Annotated in this window: 17 protein-coding genes; 8 read left to right on the top strand and 9 right to left on the bottom strand. The window is 65.9% G+C overall.

Features of this window, described 5'->3' with window-relative positions; all coding sequences use genetic code 11:
- The first annotated feature begins 24 nt into the window (after positions 1–24).
- The 6 genes from cyoB to ACQR1L_RS00330 are packed head-to-tail and all read left to right on the top strand — an operon-like array spanning position 25 to position 5,777.
- Positions 25–2,034: a cytochrome o ubiquinol oxidase subunit I gene (cyoB, locus tag ACQR1L_RS00355; protein WP_434855952.1), complete on the top strand. Its 2,010-nt coding sequence runs from the start codon at positions 25–27 to the stop codon at positions 2,032–2,034.
- Complete coding sequence (gene cyoC / locus ACQR1L_RS00350) at positions 2,031–2,660, top strand: cytochrome o ubiquinol oxidase subunit III (protein ID WP_434855951.1); 630 nt, start codon at positions 2,031–2,033, stop codon at positions 2,658–2,660. Before cyoB ends, cyoC begins: the two co-directional genes overlap by 4 nt.
- Complete coding sequence (gene cyoD / locus ACQR1L_RS00345) at positions 2,657–3,034, top strand: cytochrome o ubiquinol oxidase subunit IV (RefSeq protein WP_434855950.1); 378 nt, start codon at positions 2,657–2,659, stop codon at positions 3,032–3,034. The genes cyoC and cyoD overlap by 4 nt, the downstream gene beginning before the upstream one ends.
- On the top strand, positions 3,034–3,855 hold the full coding sequence (locus ACQR1L_RS00340; protein WP_434855949.1) for an SURF1 family protein: 822 nt from the start codon (positions 3,034–3,036) through the stop codon (positions 3,853–3,855). The genes cyoD and ACQR1L_RS00340 overlap by 1 nt, the downstream gene beginning before the upstream one ends.
- A 46-nt stretch (positions 3,856–3,901) precedes the next feature.
- On the top strand, positions 3,902–5,254 hold the full coding sequence (locus ACQR1L_RS00335; protein WP_434855948.1) for an ATP-binding protein: 1,353 nt from the start codon (positions 3,902–3,904) through the stop codon (positions 5,252–5,254).
- Positions 5,244–5,777 carry a response regulator transcription factor gene (locus ACQR1L_RS00330; protein ID WP_434855947.1) on the top strand — a complete coding sequence of 178 codons (534 nt, stop codon included), beginning with the start codon at positions 5,244–5,246 and terminating at the stop codon, positions 5,775–5,777. Before ACQR1L_RS00335 ends, ACQR1L_RS00330 begins: the two co-directional genes overlap by 11 nt.
- A 255-nt stretch (positions 5,778–6,032) precedes the next feature.
- On the opposite strand, the gene ACQR1L_RS00325 is transcribed toward ACQR1L_RS00330, so the two are convergent.
- The 5 genes from ACQR1L_RS00325 to ACQR1L_RS00305 form a co-directional block, all read right to left on the bottom strand.
- Positions 6,033–6,230 (bottom strand): hypothetical protein, encoded by a 198-nt coding sequence (locus ACQR1L_RS00325; RefSeq protein ID WP_434855946.1) that lies wholly within the window; start codon positions 6,228–6,230, stop codon positions 6,033–6,035.
- Positions 6,231–6,390: 160 nt separating this feature from the next.
- Complete coding sequence (locus ACQR1L_RS00320) at positions 6,391–7,665, bottom strand: DUF2130 domain-containing protein (RefSeq protein ID WP_434855945.1); 1,275 nt, start codon at positions 7,663–7,665, stop codon at positions 6,391–6,393.
- A 92-nt stretch (positions 7,666–7,757) separates the two neighbouring features.
- A complete protein-coding gene (locus tag ACQR1L_RS00315) occupies positions 7,758–10,835 on the bottom strand; it encodes an efflux RND transporter permease subunit (protein WP_434855944.1) in 3,078 nt (1,025 codons plus the stop codon).
- On the bottom strand, positions 10,832–11,908 hold the full coding sequence (locus tag ACQR1L_RS00310; RefSeq protein ID WP_434855943.1) for an efflux RND transporter periplasmic adaptor subunit: 1,077 nt from the start codon (positions 11,906–11,908) through the stop codon (positions 10,832–10,834). Before ACQR1L_RS00310 ends, ACQR1L_RS00315 begins: the two co-directional genes overlap by 4 nt.
- On the bottom strand, positions 11,905–13,026 hold the full coding sequence (locus ACQR1L_RS00305) for an efflux RND transporter periplasmic adaptor subunit (RefSeq protein WP_434855942.1): 1,122 nt from the start codon (positions 13,024–13,026) through the stop codon (positions 11,905–11,907). The genes ACQR1L_RS00310 and ACQR1L_RS00305 overlap by 4 nt, the downstream gene beginning before the upstream one ends.
- Before the next feature lie 358 nt (positions 13,027–13,384).
- Between ACQR1L_RS00305 and ACQR1L_RS00300 the strand changes: the two genes are divergently transcribed.
- A complete protein-coding gene (locus ACQR1L_RS00300) occupies positions 13,385–14,017 on the top strand; it encodes a TetR/AcrR family transcriptional regulator (protein ID WP_434855941.1) in 633 nt (210 codons plus the stop codon).
- Positions 14,018–14,050: 33 nt separating this feature from the next.
- Here the strand turns inward: ACQR1L_RS00300 and ACQR1L_RS00295 are convergent, their stop codons facing one another.
- The 3 genes from ACQR1L_RS00295 to ACQR1L_RS00285 form a co-directional block, all read right to left on the bottom strand.
- Positions 14,051–14,749 (bottom strand): hypothetical protein, encoded by a 699-nt coding sequence (locus tag ACQR1L_RS00295; protein WP_434855940.1) that lies wholly within the window; start codon positions 14,747–14,749, stop codon positions 14,051–14,053.
- On the bottom strand, positions 14,746–15,036 hold the full coding sequence (locus ACQR1L_RS00290; protein ID WP_434855939.1) for a hypothetical protein: 291 nt from the start codon (positions 15,034–15,036) through the stop codon (positions 14,746–14,748). The genes ACQR1L_RS00295 and ACQR1L_RS00290 overlap by 4 nt, the downstream gene beginning before the upstream one ends.
- Positions 15,037–16,253: 1,217 nt before the next feature.
- Positions 16,254–17,438, bottom strand: a complete 1,185-nt coding sequence (locus ACQR1L_RS00285) for a urate hydroxylase PuuD (RefSeq protein WP_434855938.1) — start codon at positions 17,436–17,438, stop codon at positions 16,254–16,256.
- 361 nt (positions 17,439–17,799) lie between these two features.
- Between ACQR1L_RS00285 and ACQR1L_RS00280 the strand changes: the two genes are divergently transcribed.
- Positions 17,800–18,108, top strand: a complete 309-nt coding sequence (locus ACQR1L_RS00280) for a hypothetical protein (RefSeq protein WP_434855937.1) — start codon at positions 17,800–17,802, stop codon at positions 18,106–18,108.
- Positions 18,109–18,125: 17 nt separating this feature from the next.
- Here the strand turns inward: ACQR1L_RS00280 and ACQR1L_RS00275 are convergent, their stop codons facing one another.
- On the bottom strand, positions 18,126–19,523 hold the full coding sequence (locus tag ACQR1L_RS00275) for a nucleobase:cation symporter-2 family protein (RefSeq protein ID WP_434855936.1): 1,398 nt from the start codon (positions 19,521–19,523) through the stop codon (positions 18,126–18,128).
- Between the last annotated feature and the right edge of the window lie 17 nt (positions 19,524–19,540).

Below are 19,540 nucleotides of genomic sequence, written 5' to 3'. Positions count from 1 at the left end.
GTTCGGATTCGCGAGGATCACATCATGTTCGACACTGCCAATCTCACCAAGCTCATCTTCGGCCGGCTGACCCTGGAGTCGCTGCCGCTGCACGAGCCGATCATCGTCGGCACCTTCGCAATGGTCGCGCTCGGCGGCCTCGCGCTGTTGGGCGCGCTGACCTATTTCCGGCTCTGGGGTTATCTCTGGAAGGAGTGGTTCACCACCGTCGACCACAAGCGCATCGGCATCATGTACATGGTGCTCGGCATCGTCATGCTGCTGCGCGGCTTCGCTGATGCGCTGATGATGCGGCTACAGCAGGCGATCGCCTTCAACGGCTCCGAGGGCTATCTCAATTCGCACCACTATGATCAGGTGTTCACGGCCCATGGCGTGATCATGATCTTCTTCGTGGCAATGCCGCTGGTCACGGGCCTGATGAACTATGTCGTGCCGCTGCAGATCGGCGCCCGCGACGTGTCGTTCCCGTTCCTGAACAATTTCAGTTTCTGGATGACGACCGCCGGCGCCGTGCTGGTGATGTGCTCGCTGTTCGTCGGCGAGTTCGCCCGCACCGGCTGGCTCGCTTATCCGCCGCTGTCGAACCTGTCCTATAGTCCCGATGTCGGCGTCGATTATTACATCTGGGCGCTGCAGGTGGCCGGCGTCGGGACGCTGTTATCCGGCGTCAACCTGATCTGCACCATCGTCAAAATGCGCGCGCCCGGCATGACCATGATGAAGATGCCGGTCTTCACCTGGACCTCGCTGTGCACCAACGTTCTGATCGTCGCCTCCTTCCCGGTGCTGACGGCGGTGCTGGCGCTGCTGTCGCTCGACCGCTACGTCGGCACCAACTTCTTCACCAATGATTTCGGCGGCGATCCGATGATGTATGTCAACCTCATCTGGATCTGGGGCCACCCGGAGGTCTACATCCTGATCCTGCCGGCGTTCGGCATCTTCTCCGAGGTCACCTCGACCTTCTCGGGCAAGCGGCTGTTCGGCTACACCTCGATGGTCTACGCCACGGTCGTCATCACCATCCTCTCTTATCTGGTCTGGCTGCACCATTTCTTCACCATGGGCTCCGGCGCCAGCGTGAACTCGTTCTTCGGCATCACCACGATGATCATCTCGATCCCGACCGGCGCGAAGATGTTCAACTGGCTGTTCACGATGTATCGCGGCCGCATCCGCTTCGAGCTGCCGATGATGTGGACGGTCGCCTTCATGCTGACCTTCGTGATCGGCGGCATGACCGGCGTGCTGCTCGCGGTGCCGCCGGCCGACTTCGTGCTGCACAACAGCCTGTTCCTGGTGGCGCACTTCCACAACGTCATCATCGGCGGCGTGCTGTTCGGCCTGTTCGCCGGCATCGCCTACTGGTTCCCGAAGGCGTTCGGCTTCAAGCTCGATCCGTTCTGGGGCAAGATGTCGTTCTGGTTCTGGACCATCGGCTTCTACTTCGCCTTCATGCCGCTCTATGTGCTCGGCCTGATGGGCGTGACCCGTCGCCTGCGCACCTTCGATGATCCGAGCCTGCAGATCTGGTTCATCATCGCCGGCATCGGCGCGTTCCTGATCCTCCTGGGCATCGCCAGCTTCCTGATCCAGATCGCCGTCAGCGTCCTGCGCCGCGAGCAGCTCGTCGACACGACAGGCGATCCATGGGATGCCCGCACCCTGGAGTGGGCGACGTCGTCGCCGCCGCCGGCCTATAACTTCGCCTTCACGCCGGTCATCCACGACAATGATGCATGGTGGGACATGAAGCGCCGCGGCTACGTCCGTCCGCTCACCGGCTTCAAGGCGATCCACATGCCGAGCAACACCGGCACCGGCGTGATCCTGGCGGGGCTCAGCACGACCATGGCGTTCGGCCTGATCTGGTACATGTGGTGGATGGCCGCCGGCAGCTTCGTCGCGCTGCTGGCGGTCGCGATCGGCCATACCTTCAACTATCACCGCAGCTTCCACATTCCGGCCGAAGAGGTCGTGAGCGTCGAACGTGCCCGCACCGAGCTGCTCGCGGCAGGAGCCAAGTCATGACGATCGCAACAGGCACCATGAAGGCCGGCCAGCCGGTCTTCTACGTCGTCGACGAGCACGACCATCCGGAAGGCAGCAGCACGCAGCTCGGCTTCTGGATCTATCTGATGAGCGACTGTCTCATCTTTGCGATCCTGTTCGCCGTCTATGGCGTGCTCGGCGCCAAATACGCCGCGGGCCCGGCGCCGAAGGATCTGTTCGACCTGTCGCTGGTCGCGCTCAACACCTCGTTCCTGCTGCTGTCCTCGCTGACCTACGGCTTCGCAATGCTGTCGATGCAGCAGAATCGCGTCGGTGCGATGCAGGCGTGGCTCGTGGTGACCGGTCTGTTCGGCCTCGCCTTTCTCGGCATCGAGCTGACCGAGTTCGCGCACATGATCCATGAGGGCGCGACGCCGCAGCGCAGCGCCTTCCTATCGTCGTTCTTCACCCTGGTTGGAACCCACGGCCTGCACGTGACGTTCGGCCTGATCTGGCTCGTGACCCTGATGGTGCAGGTCAAGCGCTTCGGCCTGATCGAGGCCAACCGCCGCCGGCTGGTCTGCCTCAGCATGTTCTGGCACTTCCTCGACGTGATCTGGATCGGGGTCTTCACCTTCGTCTATCTGATGGGGATGCTTCGATGAGCTCTGACGCCCACGCTCACGCCCACGCCGATGCGCACGGGTCGGCCGATGACCATGCCGGCACGCGCTCCGGCCAGTTGATCGGCTTCGGCCTCTCGGTCGTCCTGACCGCGATCCCGTTCCTGCTGGTCATGACCGGCTCGCTCGACAAGCAGGTCACGGCGCTGATCATCATGGCGTTCGCGGCCGTGCAGGTCGTCGTCCACATGATCTTCTTCCTGCACATGAACACCAAGGCCGAGGGCGGCTGGACCATGATGGCGCTGATCTTCACCATCATCATGGTGGTGATCGCGCTCTCGGGCTCGCTCTGGGTTATGCATCATCTGACCACCAACATGATGCCGGTGCACGAGATGGGCTCGACGCCGTGATGTCGGGCCCTGCCAATGGGGCAGGGGGACGAGAAGCGCCGGCCGCGTGGCGGCCGGCGACGTTGGCGATCGGCACCGCGTGGGTCGCCTGCGTCGCGGTCCTGCTGGCGCTCGGTGTCTGGCAGGTCGAGCGCCGCGCCTGGAAGCTCGATCTGATCGACCGGGTCGATCGGCGCGTGCACGCCGCGCCGGTGCCGGCGCCTTCTCCCGCACAGTGGCCGGCGATCAATCGCAGCGACGACGAATACAAGCGGGTGACGCTCAGCGGCCGCTTCCTCAACGATCGCGAAACGCTGGTGCAGGCGCTCACGGTCGAAGGCCCCGGCTATTGGGTGGTGACGCCGCTGCAGACGGCCGACGGCCTGGTGCTGGTCAACCGCGGCTTCGTGCCATCCGAGCGCCGTGAGCCCGCCAGCCGCAGCGCCGGGAACCCGGACGGCATCGTCAGCGTGACCGGATTGCTGCGGATCTCCGAGCCCGGCGGCGGCTTCCTGCGCCACAATGATCCCGCGGCCAACCGCTGGTATTCACGTGACGTTGCGGCGATCGCCGCGGCGCGCGGCCTGTCGCAGGTGGCGCCCTTCTTCGTCGATGCCGATGCGACGCCGAACCCGGGCGGTTACCCGATCGGTGGTCTGACCGTGATCGCATTTCCGAACAACCATCTGGTTTACGCGCTGACCTGGTTTACATTGGCCCTGATGCTGGCCGGGGCCGGCGTGCAGCGGCTGCGCCGTGCGCGCGGTCCGGCGGCAACGCAGGATGTGGAATGGGATCATCGGCAGCAGAGCATGCACGGGCACGGGGCTTCGCCATTGTGAGCGAATGCGGCTCGCCGACAGCTGCGCCGATCCCGGACGCCGCCGCATGAAGAACGAAGTGCCGAACCTGCCGATCGGAGCGGTCGCCGCGATCGCCGCGCCGGAAATCCACGCGCCGGTTCCGACCAAGGACGCAACCAACCGCAAGAACATGGTGTTGCTGATCCAGCTGCGCTGGATCGCGGTGGTCGGGCAGATCGTTACCATCGCCTTTGTCACTTTCTGGTTCGGCATCGCGCTGCCGGTGGTGCCGATGGCCGCGATCATCTGCGCGCTGGTGGTGCTCAATATCGCCAGCCACGTCTGGCTGCGCACCCGCGATGACGTCGGCAACCGCGATTTGCTGATCGCGCTGATGCTCGACGTCGTGGCGCTGACCTCGGAGCTCTATCTCACCGGCGGCGCGTCGAACCCGTTCACCTGTCTTTATCTGTTGCAGATCACACTCGGCGCCGTGCTGCTCGATGCGCGCTCGTCCTGGTCTCTGGTCGCGCTGACGGTGCTCAGTTTCGTCTGGCTCACCATCGAGTACCGGCCGCTGGCGCCGCCGCTGCATCATGTCAGCGATCCGTTCGACCTGCACATCACCGGCATGTTCGTCGGCTTCGTGCTCGACGCGGTGCTGCTCGTCGTGTTCGTCACCCGCATCAACCGGAACCTGCGCGAGCGCGACGCCAAGCTCGCCGATCTGCGCCAGCACGCCGCCGAGCAGGACCACATCATCCGCATGGGCCTGTTGGCCTCCGGCGCCGCGCACGAGCTCGGCACGCCGCTCGCGTCGATCTCCGTGATCCTCAACGACTGGCGGCGGATGACGGCGATCTCGGCCGATCCTGCACTGGCGGAGGACTTCACCGAGATGGAAGCCGCGGTGCAGCGCTGCAAGTCGATCGTCACCGACATTCTGGTGTCGGCGGGGCAGGCGCGCGGCGAGGGCTCGGCGCCGACGACGTTGAAGGCCTTCCTGACCACGCTGGTCTCGGAATGGACCACGGCACGTTCGGCACGCAATCTGATGTTCCGCAACGAGTTCGGCTCCGATCCCGCGATCGTCTCCGATGTCGCGCTCAAGCAGGCGATCGTCAACGTGCTCGACAATGCCTTCGAGGTCTCCCGCGACTGGGTCGAGTTCGTCGCCGAGCGCGACGGTGAGTCATTGCTGCTCAGCGTCAGCGACCGCGGGCCGGGCTTCGATCCGGCGATGCTGGCGCAGATCGGGCGGCCCTATCAGTCGAGCAAGGGGCGTCCGGGGCGCGGCCTCGGCCTGTTCCTGGTGGTCAATGTGATCCGCAAGCTCGGCGGCGGCGTTTCGGCCTGGAACCACCGGGGACGCGGGGCAACCGTGCGGCTGTCCTTGCCGCTCTCGATGCTTGCGATTGGAGAGCCCAGTGGAGATTGAACGCTCTCTCCTGATTGTCGAGGACGACGACGGCTTTGCGCGCACCTTGAAGCGCTCGTTCGAGCGGCGCGGCTACGAGGCCGTGATCGCGGCCTCGCTCGAGGAGGTCGACGACATCATCAAGGACAGGGCGTTCGGCTACGCCGTCGTCGACCTCAAGCTCGGCGGTGCCTCCGGCCTGGTCTGCGTCGAGAAGCTGCACGCACATGATCCGGAGATGCTGATCGTCGTTCTCACCGGCTTCGCCAGCATCGCCACCGCCGTCGAAGCGATCAAGCTCGGCGCCTGCCACTATCTGGCCAAGCCCTCCAACACCGACGACATCGAGGAAGCCTTCCGCAAGGCCGAGGGCAACGCCCAGGTCGCACTGCCCGAGCGCTCCACCTCGATCAAGACGCTGGAGTGGGAGCGCATCCACCAGACCCTGATCGATACTGATTTCAACATCTCCGAAGCGGCGCGGCGGCTCGGGATGCATCGGCGGACATTGGCACGGAAGCTTGAGAAGCGGCCGGTGAAGTAGGACGGAATCTTGTAGTTCCTAGCTAGCGATAGAAGAACGCTACTTCGACAGAGCGCGGCGCGCTCCCTCTCCCCGTCCTTCACGGGGAGAGGGTTGGGGTGAGGGGCCGCCACGAGCACCGGCCTCGCGGAGAGCCCCCCTCACCCGGATTGCATCTGGCGATGCAATCCGGCCTCTCCCCGCAAGCGGGGCGAGGTTGCGCCTGCGCAAGCTGCGACAGCAGCGGTATCACGCAGGCAGGTGAGCGTCTGCCCATCACACCGGGTGATGCGACATGTAGGCGGCCGTCTTCAGCACGACCATCAAGGTGAGCAGGGCGGAGGCGCCGGTCAGCACCAGCGCGAAGCGCGTGAGCCGGCCGAGCAGGGCGCGTGTGGCCGCGTTGGCGCGCTCGTCACGAAGAGACCACGACGCACGGTGAAGGTGGTTCTGCTCAGTGGTGAGAGGAGACATCGGATCCATCCCTATCGAGGGCCGGCGAAACCGGCCGTTGTCAGGATGAATATCCTCCGGCATGTCATAGGAATGCGAGACGCGGCCACAGGCGATCGCATAGGAATGATATAAGAGCGCGGTGCGATCCTACTACCAATGTCCGAGCGACGGCACCGCGCTACTCCGCCGCCTCGCTCTTGCCCTCGATCAGCAGCACGTCCAGGCTCTCGATCTCCTGCATCGCGCGTCCCGCGATACCCTGCAGGTCGCCGTACAGCCCCGCCGTCGAATCCAGAACGCCGCGCAGCTGCTCCTCGCGCTTGGCCCACAGACGCATCATGGTCTTGCGCTCGCGGTCGAGATCCGACTGCATCTCGGTGAAGCGCTCGACGATGGCGTCGATGCGGTGGCGGAAGCGGGGGCCTGTGAGATAGGCGTAGACCATCTCCATCTTGGTCTGCTGGCCCTCCTGCGCAAGCTTGCTCGAGGCGACGTCGATCAGCGACTGGCGCAGCGCCTGCGACAGCGGCAGCGCGAAGCGCGGCTCGGCGACCCAGACCCCGTCGATCAAATCGAAGCCGTCGACGCCCTTGGGCAGCGCTGACGAGACGATCAGCGCGATGTCAGCCTTGGCCGCGCGCAGGTCGCCACGCAGCTTGGCGAGCCACCCGTCGCTCCAGTTCTTGGTGCGCTTGGATTCCCACAGGATCGCGCCGCAGGCCTGTCCGCCGGGGCCGACCACGCGATGGATCACGTCGCCGCCGAACTCACCCTTCGGCACGGGTTCGACGAGGTCGCGCGGAAACCGCGCGCGCAGCTGCGATTCCAGCTCGATTTCCAGCGCCTCTCCCTGCAGCTGTTGCGAGCCCTGCTCGGCCTTGCGGCGGAGCTCCTCGATCTGGCGCTGCATGCCGGCGATCTGGGTCTCCTTCTCGGCGACCTTGGCCTTCAGCGATTCCTCGGCTTCGAGCCGCGCCTTGTCGCGGACAGCAACGAGGTTCTCCTGCACCTTGGTCTCGATGGTGAGATCGAGCTCGCGGCGGGCCTCGTCGAGCTCGCGCTGCTTGCGCAGCATCTCGGCCTGCGCCTTCTGCGCATCCGCGAGCTTGGCATCCTTGCTGACGATCACCTGATGCAGCTCGGCGAGCTGGCGGTCGCGGTTGCCCATCTCATCGGCGACAGCCTGGCGCGCCCGCTCGGCCTCGGCCTGCGCGATCGCGGCGCGCTCGGCCTTCAGCTTGGCGGCAACCTGCTGGTCGATCGCGGCCTTGGCTTGCGCGATCTGCTCCTGCGCGGCGCGCAGTTGCGCCTCTCGGCGGCCGAAATCGGCCTCCTTGGCGGCAAGCTGCTTCTCGAACTGCCGGCGCGTCTCCGCGATCAGGGGCGCTGCGAGCTGCTCGGTCAGCTTGATCTCGGTGCGGCAGGAGGGGCAGACGATCTGAGGATCGGTCATGATTCGCATCTCTCCATGGAGATGCAATCTAACCGGCCGCCGCGGGGCGTTTAAGCCACGCGGACGGCTTATCCCGTGCAATTATCCGCGATTCACGCCCCGTGCGGCTTGGCTTCCGGCTCGGTTGTCTCCGCGGGCGCCTTGATCCGGAACCAGGCGACATAGAGCGCCGGCAGGAACAGCAGGGTCAGCACGGTGCCGACGATGATGCCGCCCATCATGGCATAGGCCATCGGGCCCCAGAACACCTCGCGCGCGATCGGGATCAGCGCGAGCGAGGCCGCCGCCGCCGTCAGCATGATCGGCCGCATGCGGTGCTCGGTCGCCTCCATCACGGCCTCCCAGGGCGGGTGGCCCTCGTCGCGCAAATGCTCGATCTGCACGATCAGGATGACGGAGTTGCGGATCAGGATGCCGATCAGCGCGAGCACGCCGAGGATGGCGACGAAGCCGAGCGGCGCGCCGCTCGGCAGCAGCGCCGCGACGACGCCGATCAGCGCCAGCGGCGCCACCGCGAACACCAGGAACAGCCGGTGGAAGCTCTGCAGCTGCAGCATCAGGATCGTGGCCATCGTGAACAGCATGATCGGCACGACCGCGACGATCGGCGCCTGGCTCTTGGCGCTTTCCTCGACCGCGCCGCCGGTGACGACCTTGTAGCCGGCCGGAAGCTTGGCGTTGAAGGCTGCGAGCGCCGGCTTGAGCTGATCGACCACCGTGTTCGGCTGCACCTGGTCGATCACGCTGGCCTTCAGGGTCAGCGTCGGCAGCCGCGAGCGGCGCCAGATCTCCGGCTGCTCGATCTGGTAGCGCAGGGTCGCCAGCGCCGCGAGCGGGATCGACTGGCCGTTGGAGCCCGAGAGCTGCAGGTCGCGCAAGGTCTCCAGCGACTGCCGCTCCTTGGCCTGGGCGCGGCCGCGCACGTCGATCAGATAGATGTCGTCGCGCACCTGGGTGATCGAGGTGCCGTCGAGCACGCCGTTCAGCGCGTTGGCGATGTCGGAGGAGGTGACGCCGAGCTGGCGCGCCTTGTCCTGCAGCACGTCGACCTTCACGACGCGTGACGGCTCCATCCAGTCGAAGATGACGGCGCCGAGATGGCTGTTGCCGCGCATCACGCCGGCGAAGTCCTGGGCGATCTCGCGCACCTTCGCCACCTCAGGCCCGCTGACGCGGTACTGCACGGGACGGCCGACCGGCGGCCCGATGTCGAGCAGATGCACGTAGGCGTCAGTGCCGGGGAACGTCTTGGTCAGATAGGCCTGCAGCTTGCCGCGCGCGCGGTCGCGTGCCTCCAGGCTCTTGGTGACGATGATGATCTGGCCGAACGACAGATCGGCCGGCTGCACGTCGAACGACAGCACGAAGCGCTGCGCGCCGGAGCCGACATAGGTCGACCAATGGTCGATGTCGGGATCGCCCTTCAGCGCCTCCTGCTCGAACTTCGCCATCTGCGCGTCGGTCTCGGCAATCGAGGAGTTCTGCGGCAGGTTGAAGTCGATGACCAGCTCGTTGCGGTCGGAGGACGGGAAGAACTGCTGCTGCACGAAGCCCATGCCGAAGACCGACAGCCCGAACACCAGCACGGTCACGATGATCGTCGTCCAGCGATGTCGCATGCAGGCGTTGAGCATGGCGCGGAACATCCGCGTCAGCCGTCCGCCTTCGGCGTGATGGGCCGGCAGCGACGCGGGCAGGATGGTGACGCCGAGCAGCGGCGTGAACAGCACGGCCACGATCCACGACACCACCAGCGACACCGCGATCACGACGAACAGCGTGAAGGTGAACTCGCCGGCGGCGCTGTTGTTGAGGCCGATCGGAATGAAGCCGGCCACGGTGACGAGCGTACCGGTCAGCATCGGGAACGCGGTGGAGGTGTAGACGTAGGTCGCCGCCTTGCGCAGGGAATCGCCGACCTCGAGCCGCGCCACCATCATCTCGACCGCGATCATGGCGTCGTCGACCAGCAGGCCGAGCGCAATGATCAGCGCGCCGAGCGAAATGCGCTGCAGCGAGATGCCGGTATAGGCCATGAACAGGAAGGTGATCGCGAGCACCAGCGGGATCGAGATCGCCACCACCAGGCCGGCGCGCACGCCGAGGCTGACGAACGAGATCGCAAGCACGATGATGACGGCTTCATACAGAGCCTTGGTGAAGCCGCCGACGGCCTCCTCGACGATCTTGGGCTGGTCCGAGACGAGATGCACGCCGACGCCGACGGGCAGGTCGGCCACGACCTTCGTCATCTCCTCCTTCAGCGCATCGCCGAAATCGAGCAGATTGGCGCCGGCCTTCATGCCGATCGCGAGACCGATCGCGGCCTGGCCGTTGAAGCGGAACAGCGAGGTCGGCGGGTCTTCATAGCCGCGGGTGATGGTGGCGACGTCGGTGAGCGGGAAGAAGCGGTCGTTGATGCGCAGGTTGATCTGCTTCAGGCTCTCTTCCGAGGTGAACTGCCCGGAGACGCGCACGGCGATGCGCTCAGGTCCCGCCTGCAGCACACCGGACGGCGACACGGCATTCTGCGCCTGCAACGCGTTGAGAATGGTGCGCTGGTCGATGCCGAGGGCTGCGACCTTGCGCGGCGAGAATTCGAGATAGATCACCTCGTTCTGCGCGCCGACGATGTCGACGCGGCCGACATTCGGCACCGTCAGCACCTTGGCGCGGACCTCCTCGACGCGGTCGCGCAGCTGGCGCTGGCTCAATCCGTCGCTCGTGAAGGCGTAGATGTTGCCGAACACGTCGCCGAAGCGGTCGTTGAAGCCCGGGCCGACCACGCCCGAGGGGAAGTCGCCCTTGATGTCGTTGATGAGGTTGCGGACTTGCAGCCAGGTCGGCACCACGTCGCGCGCCTTCGTCGTGTCGCGCAGATTGACGAACACCGTGGTCTGGCCGGGCACGGTGAGGCTCTTGGTGTAGTCGAGCGCCGGCAGCTCCTCGAGCTTCTTCTCGATTCGGTCGGTGACCTGCCGCGTCATCTCCTCGGCGGATGCGCCCGGCCATTTGGCCTGGATCAGCATCGTCTTGATGGTGAAGGACGGATCCTCCTCGCGTCCCAGATGCAGGTAGGAGAACAGGCCCGCCGCCATGAAGGCGATCATGAAGTACCAGACCAGCGAGCGGTGCTCGAGCGCCCAGTCGGAGAGATTGAAGGACTTCACGGCTGAGATTCCTGATCGATGCGGATGGCCTGGCCATCCTTGAGACTGTTCACGCCGGCGGTGACGACGCGCTGCCCGGCTTCGAGGCCGCCGGTGACGCGCAGGCTGCCGTCCTCATTGGTGGCGACCGTGATTTCCTGCCGCTTCACCGTCTTGCTCGCGGCATCGACCAGCCAGACGTATCGCTTGTCGTTCTGCTCCAGCACGGCCGAGCGCGGCAGGCGGATGACCATCTTCTGCTCGGCGTCGATGCTGGCCGTGACGGTGGTTCCGAGGCGCATGATCTCAGGCGGGCTTTCCAGCGTGATGCGGATGCGGCGCGTGCGCGTCGTGGCGTCGGCGCGCGGCGCGATCTCGCGCACCTTGCCGGTCGCGCTGACGCTCGGATCGACCTGCAGCCGTACCGTGAACGGCGTGCCTGCCTGCAGGCCGCCGGCGATGTCGTCGCCGACATCGATGACGGCTTCGCGGATGTCCGGCCGCGCCACCGTGACCACGCTCTGGCCGGGCGACACGACCTGGCCGACCTCGGCGCTGACGGCGGTGACGATGCCGGCGAAATCCGCCTTCAGCTGCGCGTAGCCGAGCTGCTCGCGCGCCTTGGCGAGATTGGATTGCGCCTTGATCACCGAGGCCTGTGCGGCCGCGCGCGACTGCTCGGCGCTCTCCAAGGTGGCCTTGGTCGTCGCGTCGGTTTCGAGCAAGGTGCGCTGCCGCCCCTCGGTGCCCGTGGCATTGGTGAGCTGCGCCTGGCTGCGCGAGACCTCCGCGGCGGAGGCGCGCACCGCGAGTTCGAGCGCGGCCGGATCGATCGCGGCGACCACCTGGTCCTGCTTGACGGCGTCGCCGACATAGACGGGCCGCGCGATCAGGCGGCCGAGCACGCGGAAGCTCAGATCGGCCTTGTAGCGCGGCTCGATCGTGCCGGTGACCGCGGCGGCGTTGGCCGCCTGCGGCTCGACCTTCATCGACAGCACCGGCCGGACCGGCTCGGGCGCCTCGGTCTTTTCGTTACATCCGGCGAGCACGCCGAGCGCGAGCAGGGGAAACACGGTACGCATCGGCATCATCACGACCGAGCCTCCTCGTTGAAGCTGATCTGCTGTCCGACGCTCAGGAGCTTGCCGCCCTCGGTGACCACGCGATCGCCCGGCTTCAGTCCGCCGGACACGACGATGGCGCCGGTCTCGTAGTCCTCGATCGTGATCGGCTTCAGCGACACCGTCTTGTTCGCGTCGACCAGCCACACCGCCGGAGTCTTGCCGGCGGCATTCAGCGCGCTCCACGGCAGGATGATGCGCTGCTCCGGCTTGATGAAGCCGGTGGCGCTGACGGCGCTGCCGAGGACCATCTCGGGCGGCGGATTCTCGATCGTGATCTTGACACGCACCGTGCCGGATTTCGGATCGATGGTCGGCGACACCTCGCGCACGGTGCCCTTGGCGGTGACGGACGGATCGGACAGCAGCGCCAGCGCCACCTTGCTGTCGTCGAACTTCAGCGACAGCGCGGCTTCGTAGACGTCGATCACCGCATCGCGGTTGCCGTCATGCGCCAGCGTGAACACCGATTGCGCCGCCTGCGCGACCTGGCCGACCTCGATGTTGCGCGCGGTGATGGTGCCGTCGGCATCGGCGCGCAGTTCGGTGTAGGTCAGCGCATCCTTGGCGGTGCCGAGCTGCGCTCTCGCGGCTTCCAGTGAGCCTTCCGCCGTGCGCAAGTTCTCCTGCGCCTGGTCGAAGGTCGCGCGGGTCGTGAACCCGCTGGTGATCAGGGTCTGCTGCCGGTTGAAATTGGAGGTCGCAACCTTGACCTGCGACTCCGCGGCGGCGACCGCAGCCTGGGCGGAGTCGAGATCCGCCTGCTGCTCGGCCGGATCGATCCTGGCGAGCACCTGGCCGGCCTTGACGTGCGCGCCGACCTCGACCAGCCGCTCGGTGACCCGGCCACTGACGCGGAACGACAGCTCGGCCAGCACACGCGCCTGCACGTCGCCCGTCAACGTAACCGATTGCCGTCGCTCCGACAGTTTCACCACTTCGGTGCGGACAAGCCGGGCCGTCGGCGCGGTCGCGGCCGTCTTCTGCCCGCAGCCAGCGAGCAGCAGCCCGATGGCGGCACAGCCGAACAGGGACAGCAGACGGGGACTGAAGGCGCGCGCGGCGGGGGGAGATCGCGTGGATGACGTCATGGTTGCACGTTGGGACTCGGGGCTGGCGGGTTGATCGTCGTCGGTTCGACCGGGTTTTGAGACCCGGTCCTGAGACCTGCGGTCGTCGTGCGTCCGGCGCGTTCTAGGGCGTTTGCACATCGAGCCGATGAACCCACGCCGGGTTCGCCGGTTGGCAGGGCATGGCCTTCGGGAACAGCAGACCATCGTTCCCTTGACGGCGCGTGAATTAGACAATCATTTCTAGAAAAAATTGTCTAGTAAATTTCCCGTTGGCGGGCTTAAAATCGACGATGCGGGCCTGAAACGGGAAAAGCGGCGGGCCGCCAAAATCCGTTTCGCTGCAGCCGGGGCGATCCGAACGAGAGCTGAACCAGACGTGCGACGAAAAGATCCGACGAACGGGGAGGCTGCGGGACGCGCGACCGCCCGGGCGCCGCGCCAGGCGCGCGGGCGGGAGCGGCGCGAGCAGTTGCTCGATGCGGCCGCGGCGCTGATTGCCGAGTCCGGGCTTGCCGCCGTCAGCATGCATGCGGCGGCCGAGCGCGCCGGCGCCTCGATCGGCTCGGTCTATCACTTCTTCCGCGACAAGGATCAGATGCTCGATGCGCTCGCCGAGCGTCACGATGCCGAACTGCAGCCCGCCTTCGATCGCGTGCTGCAGCGGAGCGACGCCGAATGGGCGGCGCTGTCGGCTCCGGAGGTGATCGAGCATCTCATCGGCTGGGCGATCCGCTATTTCGTCCGCCATCCCGACGCGCTGGTGACGCTCGATCTGCACGACAAGACCATGCACGACGAGTTCAAGACCCTGATCGACCGCGTGATGCGCGCCAAGCTCGGCGACGAGCTGGGAGCGCAGGCGGCGACCACGCTGGATGCCGTCGTGCTCGGCACGCTGGTGTTCACGCGCGAGCAGGACGCGCGCAGCCGCGACATCGTGGTCGCCGCGTTGCCGGAGGTGATGGCGACCTATCTCGTGGCGCTCGAGGCGAAGCGGAAGCGGAGCTGATTGCCCGACGGCCGCGGCGCGCGACCGGCGCGGCTATTTGAAGGTCCATTCGCCCTTCTTGCGCGAGAGCGCGACGAGGCGCGGCGAGGCCGTGTCGCCGATCGGCTTGGCCATCAGGATGAGCTCGTCTTCGCCCTCCCAGCGCTCGAACTCATAATGCCACTTGCTGTTGTCGGGCGTGCGGAAGTGCCAATCCTTCACCAGCCGATCGCGCTTTGCTGGGATCACGTCGATCCCGTCCGGCGGACCGGACGGACCGAGACGGGATGTGACGGCCACCAGCCAGCGCCTCTCCGGCGAGTAGTGCGGTGGAGCGACGAGGCCGATTTCATCGCCATTGTCGGCGCGCACCAGCAGCCAGTCGATGCCCACGGAGCGGCCGCGCTCGAGCAGGATGAGGTCGTGATCGGGGAAGTAGCCGGTCAACTGGTACTTGACGCACTCCTCGGTCGCCTCGCCGGCGCATTTGGCGTCCTGATTACGGTACAGCCGGGTGCGCTTGTTGCGGAAGGTGACTTTCAGCGTGGCGCCGCTGCGCTGCGCGACGTCGGGGATCTGCGCGAGACAGGCCGGTTCGGAGCGATCGAGGTCGCCACGGCCTTGATCATCGACGCAGCGTCCATCCTGGGAGGGGCGATCGACGATCGAGAAGGCGGGCCGCTCGGCGTGGGCGATCCCGGTACCGATCAGCCCCAGCAGCAGCGCCGGCCAGATTGCATGAAGCCTGCTCATGGCACGTGTCCCGCAGTCGACGGAGCGTCGGTATGATCCACTGGCGTGATCGGCAGCGGCGTCCGATCCTGATAGGAAAGCAGGTGGCGTGCCAACTGCTCGTCGCCGCTGCGGTGACGCTGGCGCGGGAGCCGTTCGACCAGCCAGGCGACGGCGCCCACCACCGCAAAGCTGACGAGCAGCGAGATGCAGAGCAGGCTGAGATAGAGTTTCAGGACCGAGCTTGCGAAACAGGCAAGCGCAATGAGCGCGACAATGGCCAGTCGGCCTTTGACGGAGATCGACATGATGGGGCGTTTCGCTGGATGCTGGTTGTTGTTCTCACTGTAGCGCCGAGGCGTTCGTAGCCAAGCCAAGTCCAGACAGCTGGTAAATTTTGCCGCAAGTTCATGACGACAATCGGACGAGGTTGAACTCGATCGTACCTGTGTTGGCTGACGCTCAACTATCCGTTGCGATGATCCGGTTGTCCGGCCATGAGCTTCGCGCGATCGTCGCAGGACATCGACGCATGAGATCGGCGTTCGGAAGCGCAGGGGTCGTTGCCGCCAGCTTCGTAAGCGCGTCGCGATCTTGTACCGCTGATCACTCGTGAGGAGCGCAGGCCGGCAGCCTTGCTCCCCGCCGTCATCCCGGCGAACGCCGGGATCCATAACCACGGAATGTCCTCTGACGCACGCTGACAGTCGCGTTCTCCGCCACGGCGCCACAAGAAACGATATCGCGAGGCGCCCCGGCGCATGCGCGACTATCTCCAATTCGCCAGTCCTTTCAAACTGATTTGGCCTGTCCAGTAGGCTCGTGAAAAATATTCTGCTTTCGCTTTATCAGAATATGTGGTTCTCTCTCGCCATCCCGCCTCATGCAGAGGGACGTACGCGTCGTCACGATACGTGGAGGTGGGGAGTGGTGGCCGTGCCTGGCAGCGACAGACGAGCGTTGTCGGCGCGGACGTGAAAGCGTGTGGTCCTGGCGCCCCGAGGCTGGCGTCAAGTCTTCGCGGGAATTGATGACCCCGAAGGCGACGGTGGCTAACAGCCGGACACCGGGGAGAGCGCGCCATAAGCGTGAAAACCATCGCGCAGGGAGGGCTGGATCAAACCGGCTGTACCTGTGGTTCCTGCCCCGTGCATTTTTCTCGCACGGGGGCCACGGGCCTCAGCCGAGGTCCGGTCCTTCCTGCACCCTCTCGCTGCCGAGGGGGACACGGTCGATGCATCACCCGGGCGCGATGTGCCGCGGGATTGCGATCGCATGTCGCGTGATGCCCTGATGTTCGTACTGATTCCTGATGTTAGTACTGCCCCGCTACGCCGCGCTCTTTGAAATGTGAATCAGCTGCTCCCCCCATCGTCGTCCCGGACAAGCCACGACGCGCGACAGCGCGTCGCGGCGCCGATCCGGGAGCCCTGAGAAAAACCTCTCACCCAACCGAGCGTGCGGCACCTTCGTACATGCCCTCCCACAAGGGGAGAGGGCACTGCATTGGACAGCGGCGTTGTGCCTACTGTGCGACCGCCCACGCCGCAAGCACGGCGCGCTCCTCTCCGGTGATCTCGGTGATGTTGCCGGGCGGCATCGCACTCGACCACGCCGCGTTGCGCGCGATCAGCCGCGCATTGCGCTGGATGTGCTCGGCGGTATCTAGCCGCACGCCCTTGGGCGCGGTGACGATGCCGTCCCAGACGGGCTCAGCCGCGTGGCACATGCTGCAACGGGAGGTCACGATCTCCTCAACCTGCGCGAAGCTCGGCTGCGCGACAGCGGCGGCCTTGGCATCGCGCGGGCCGGCTGCCGACAACAGCAGGATCGCAACCATGCCCGCCGCAGCGACGCCCCACACCCACCATGGCGACGGATTGCCCCTGTGACGCTCGTTGAAGAAGTGCCGGATGACCGGGCCGAGCGCCAGGACGATGGCGAGGATCAGCCAATTGTAGCGGGTGCCGAACAGCAGCGGATAGTGGTTGCTGATCATCAGCACCACGACCGGCAAGGTCAGGTAGTTGTTGTGGACCGAACGCTCCTTGCCGGCCTTGCCGAGCTTGGGATCCGGCGCCTCGCCGGCGAGCAGCGCGGCCACGATCTTCTTCTGGTTCGGAATGATCACCGCGAACACGTTGGCGACCATGATGGTGCCGATGATCGCGCCGATCTGGTTGAAGGCGCCGCGGCCGCTCAAGACATGCGTGAAGGCATAGGTGAGCACGACGAGGAAGATGTAACCGCCGATCGCGAACGGCAGCTCATGCCGGGCGAGCCCGCTGCGGCAGGCGGCTTCATACAGCAGCCAGGCCAGCGCCAGCGAGCCGAAGCTGAACAGCCCCGCCTGAACAGGCGTGAGATCGAGGATCGACTTGTCGACCAGGAACAGGTCGGCGTTGAGGTAATACACCACGATCATCAGCACGAAGCCGGACAGCCAGGTGGTGTAGGCCTCCCATTTGAACCAGGTGAGCTCGCTCGGCATCTGCGCCGGCGCCACCAGATATTTGACGATGTGGTAGAAGCCGCCGCCATGCACCTGCCACGCTTCGCCCATCACCCCCTTCGGCAGCCCCTCGCGCGGCTTCAGGCTGAGGTCGAGCGCGATGAAGTAGAACGAACTGCCGATCCAGGCGACGGCCGCGACCACATGCAGCCAGCGGAAGATCAGGCTCAGCCATTCCGATACGATCGAAGCCCACATCGCGGGGTTATCTCCTGGTGTCGTTCATTTGAGTCCGCACGGTGCGACGGGCTCGGTCGTTACCTCTCCCCGCGTGCGGGGAGAGGTCGGATTGCATCGCCAGATGCAATCCGGGCGAGGGCGGCTTTCCGCGAGGTCGGTGGGTGTGGCTGCCCCTCACCCCAACCCTCACAGCGCGAGCGAAGCTCGTCGCGCCCCCGTGAAGAACGGGGAGAGGGAGCGCAGCTTCCGTGCGGCGATGACTCGATCGCTCTCTGCGAATTAACAGCCAACACGAGTCTAGGTGGTACTCGTCCGATGCAATGGACTTCTTCGATGCGATTGCGTTCAATGGGACCAACAGGGAAGCAAGGCAGTCGTGATGAAGAGATCGGGTCTGATCATTCTGGTAGCGGCGCAGTTCGCGCTGACGCAAGCCGCATGGGCGCAGTCTGCATCCGCACCGAAGGCCGCCGCCAAGCGCGCCGAGGCCTGTGCGCCGATCGGGCGGACCGAGGACGGCAAGCTGGTGTACTCGATGAAGTGCGAGACCATCCCGAAGCCGGTCGTGCCCGCGGCCCCGCCGCAGGCCGCCGCTCAACCAGCGCCGGAGCCGGCCGCGGAGCCGGAGCCCGAAACCCAGCGCAGCGGCCTGTTCGGCTGGTCGTACGATCGACGCCCCAAGCAGTAGCCCCCTCATGTCGCGCCTCAGACGTGCTGTGCCGAGGATGCGGCGGCGGCCGCATCGGCCTCCGCAGCCTTGCCGCTGCCGAGCCCGTTGAAGAACGCGTTGAGCAGCACCGCGACGAGCGCGCACAGCAGAATGCCGGATTCCAGCAGCGGCTGCAGATCCCTCGGCAGGTTGTGGAAGAAGCCGGGCGCGGCGAGCGGGATCATGCCGAAGCCGATCGCGATCGCGACGATGAACAGATTGAAGCGGTTGGTCTTGAAGTCGACTGTGGCCAGGATGCGGGCGCCGGTCGCGGCCACCATGCCGAACATCACGAGCCCGGCGCCGCCAAGCACCACCTGCGGCACGGCTTCGACGAGCGCGGCCATCTTCGGCAGCAGGCCAAGCAGCAGCATGATCGCTCCGCCGGTGATCGTGACCCAGCGCGTGCGCACGCCAGTGACGGAGACGAGGCCGACATTCTGCGAGAACGAGGTATAGGGGAAGGTGTTGAAGATGCCGCCGAGCAGGGTGCCGACGCCGTCGGCGCGCAGCCCGCGCGACAGCGCCTCGCGGTCGACGGTCTTGCCGGTCATCTCGCCGAGCGCCAGGAACATGCCGAGCGATTCGATCATCACCACGATCATGACGACGCACATCGTGACGATCGGCACCAGGCTGAACTGCGGCAGGCCGAAGCGGAAGGGGATGACCAGCGCGCCCCACGGCGCGGCGGCCACCTTGTCGAAATGCATCACCCCGAGCAGGGTGGCGAGCACCGCGCCGGCGATGATGCCGAGCAATACGGAGACGTTGGCGACGAAGCCGGTGCCCCATCTGATCAGGCCGAGGATGAACAGCAGCACGAACAGCGCGATGCCGAGCCCCTGCAACTGGCCATAGTCCGGATTGGGAAACGCGCCGCGCACGCCGTCAACGACCTTGGTGACCGTCGGCTGGCCGCCGCCGGCCCAGTTGATGCCGACGCGCATCAGCGAGATGCCGATGATGAGGATGATGGTGCCGGTCACGACCGGTGGAAACAGCGGCAGCAGCCGGCTGATGAAGGGCGCGACGACGATGCCGAAGATGCCGGCGGCAATCACCGAGCCGTAGATGCCGAGCAGTCCGACGTCGGGCGCGGCGGCCATCGACAGCATCGGTCCGACCGAGGCGAAGGTGACCCCCATCATGACGGGCAGACGGATGCCGACGCCGGGAAAGCCGATGCACTGCACGAGGGTGGCGAGGCCGCAGGCGAACAGATCCGCGCTGATCAGGAAGGCGACATCCTCCGGCGGCAGCTTCAGCGCGCGGCCGATAATCAGCGGCACCGCAACAGCGCCGGCATACATCACCAGCACGTGCTGCAGCCCGAGCGCGAGCAGCTTCGGCACGGGCAGCATCTCGTCAACCGGATGTATCGTCTCGCTCATGCGTCCCCCCACTTGAT

This window comes from Bradyrhizobium sp. HKCCYLR20261 (assembly GCF_051168435.1).
Lineage (GTDB): Bacteria > Pseudomonadota > Alphaproteobacteria > Rhizobiales > Xanthobacteraceae > Bradyrhizobium.
Note: the sequence above shows the minus strand (reverse complement) of the source record. Positions and strands in the feature narration are given on the sequence as shown.

What these genes read in the sequence shown, in the direction of transcription:
- cyoB (WP_434855952.1), top strand. Translation starts at nt 25, where the DNA reads ATGTTCGACACTGCCAATCTCACCAAGCTCATCTTCGGCCGGCTGACC.
- cyoC (WP_434855951.1), top strand. Translation starts at nt 2,031, where the DNA reads ATGACGATCGCAACAGGCACCATGAAGGCCGGCCAGCCGGTCTTCTAC.
- cyoD (WP_434855950.1), top strand. Translation starts at nt 2,657, where the DNA reads ATGAGCTCTGACGCCCACGCTCACGCCCACGCCGATGCGCACGGGTCG.
- ACQR1L_RS00340 (WP_434855949.1), top strand. Translation starts at nt 3,034, where the DNA reads ATGTCGGGCCCTGCCAATGGGGCAGGGGGACGAGAAGCGCCGGCCGCG.
- ACQR1L_RS00335 (WP_434855948.1), top strand. Translation starts at nt 3,902, where the DNA reads ATGAAGAACGAAGTGCCGAACCTGCCGATCGGAGCGGTCGCCGCGATC.
- ACQR1L_RS00325 (WP_434855946.1), bottom strand. Translation starts at nt 6,230, where the DNA reads ATGTCTCCTCTCACCACTGAGCAGAACCACCTTCACCGTGCGTCGTGG.
- ACQR1L_RS00320 (WP_434855945.1), bottom strand. Translation starts at nt 7,665, where the DNA reads ATGACCGATCCTCAGATCGTCTGCCCCTCCTGCCGCACCGAGATCAAG.
- ACQR1L_RS00305 (WP_434855942.1), bottom strand. Translation starts at nt 13,026, where the DNA reads ATGACGTCATCCACGCGATCTCCCCCCGCCGCGCGCGCCTTCAGTCCC.
- ACQR1L_RS00295 (WP_434855940.1), bottom strand. Translation starts at nt 14,749, where the DNA reads ATGAGCAGGCTTCATGCAATCTGGCCGGCGCTGCTGCTGGGGCTGATC.
- ACQR1L_RS00290 (WP_434855939.1), bottom strand. Translation starts at nt 15,036, where the DNA reads ATGTCGATCTCCGTCAAAGGCCGACTGGCCATTGTCGCGCTCATTGCG.
- ACQR1L_RS00285 (WP_434855938.1), bottom strand. Translation starts at nt 17,438, where the DNA reads ATGTGGGCTTCGATCGTATCGGAATGGCTGAGCCTGATCTTCCGCTGG.
- ACQR1L_RS00280 (WP_434855937.1), top strand. Translation starts at nt 17,800, where the DNA reads ATGAAGAGATCGGGTCTGATCATTCTGGTAGCGGCGCAGTTCGCGCTG.
- ACQR1L_RS00275 (WP_434855936.1), bottom strand. Translation starts at nt 19,523, where the DNA reads ATGAGCGAGACGATACATCCGGTTGACGAGATGCTGCCCGTGCCGAAG.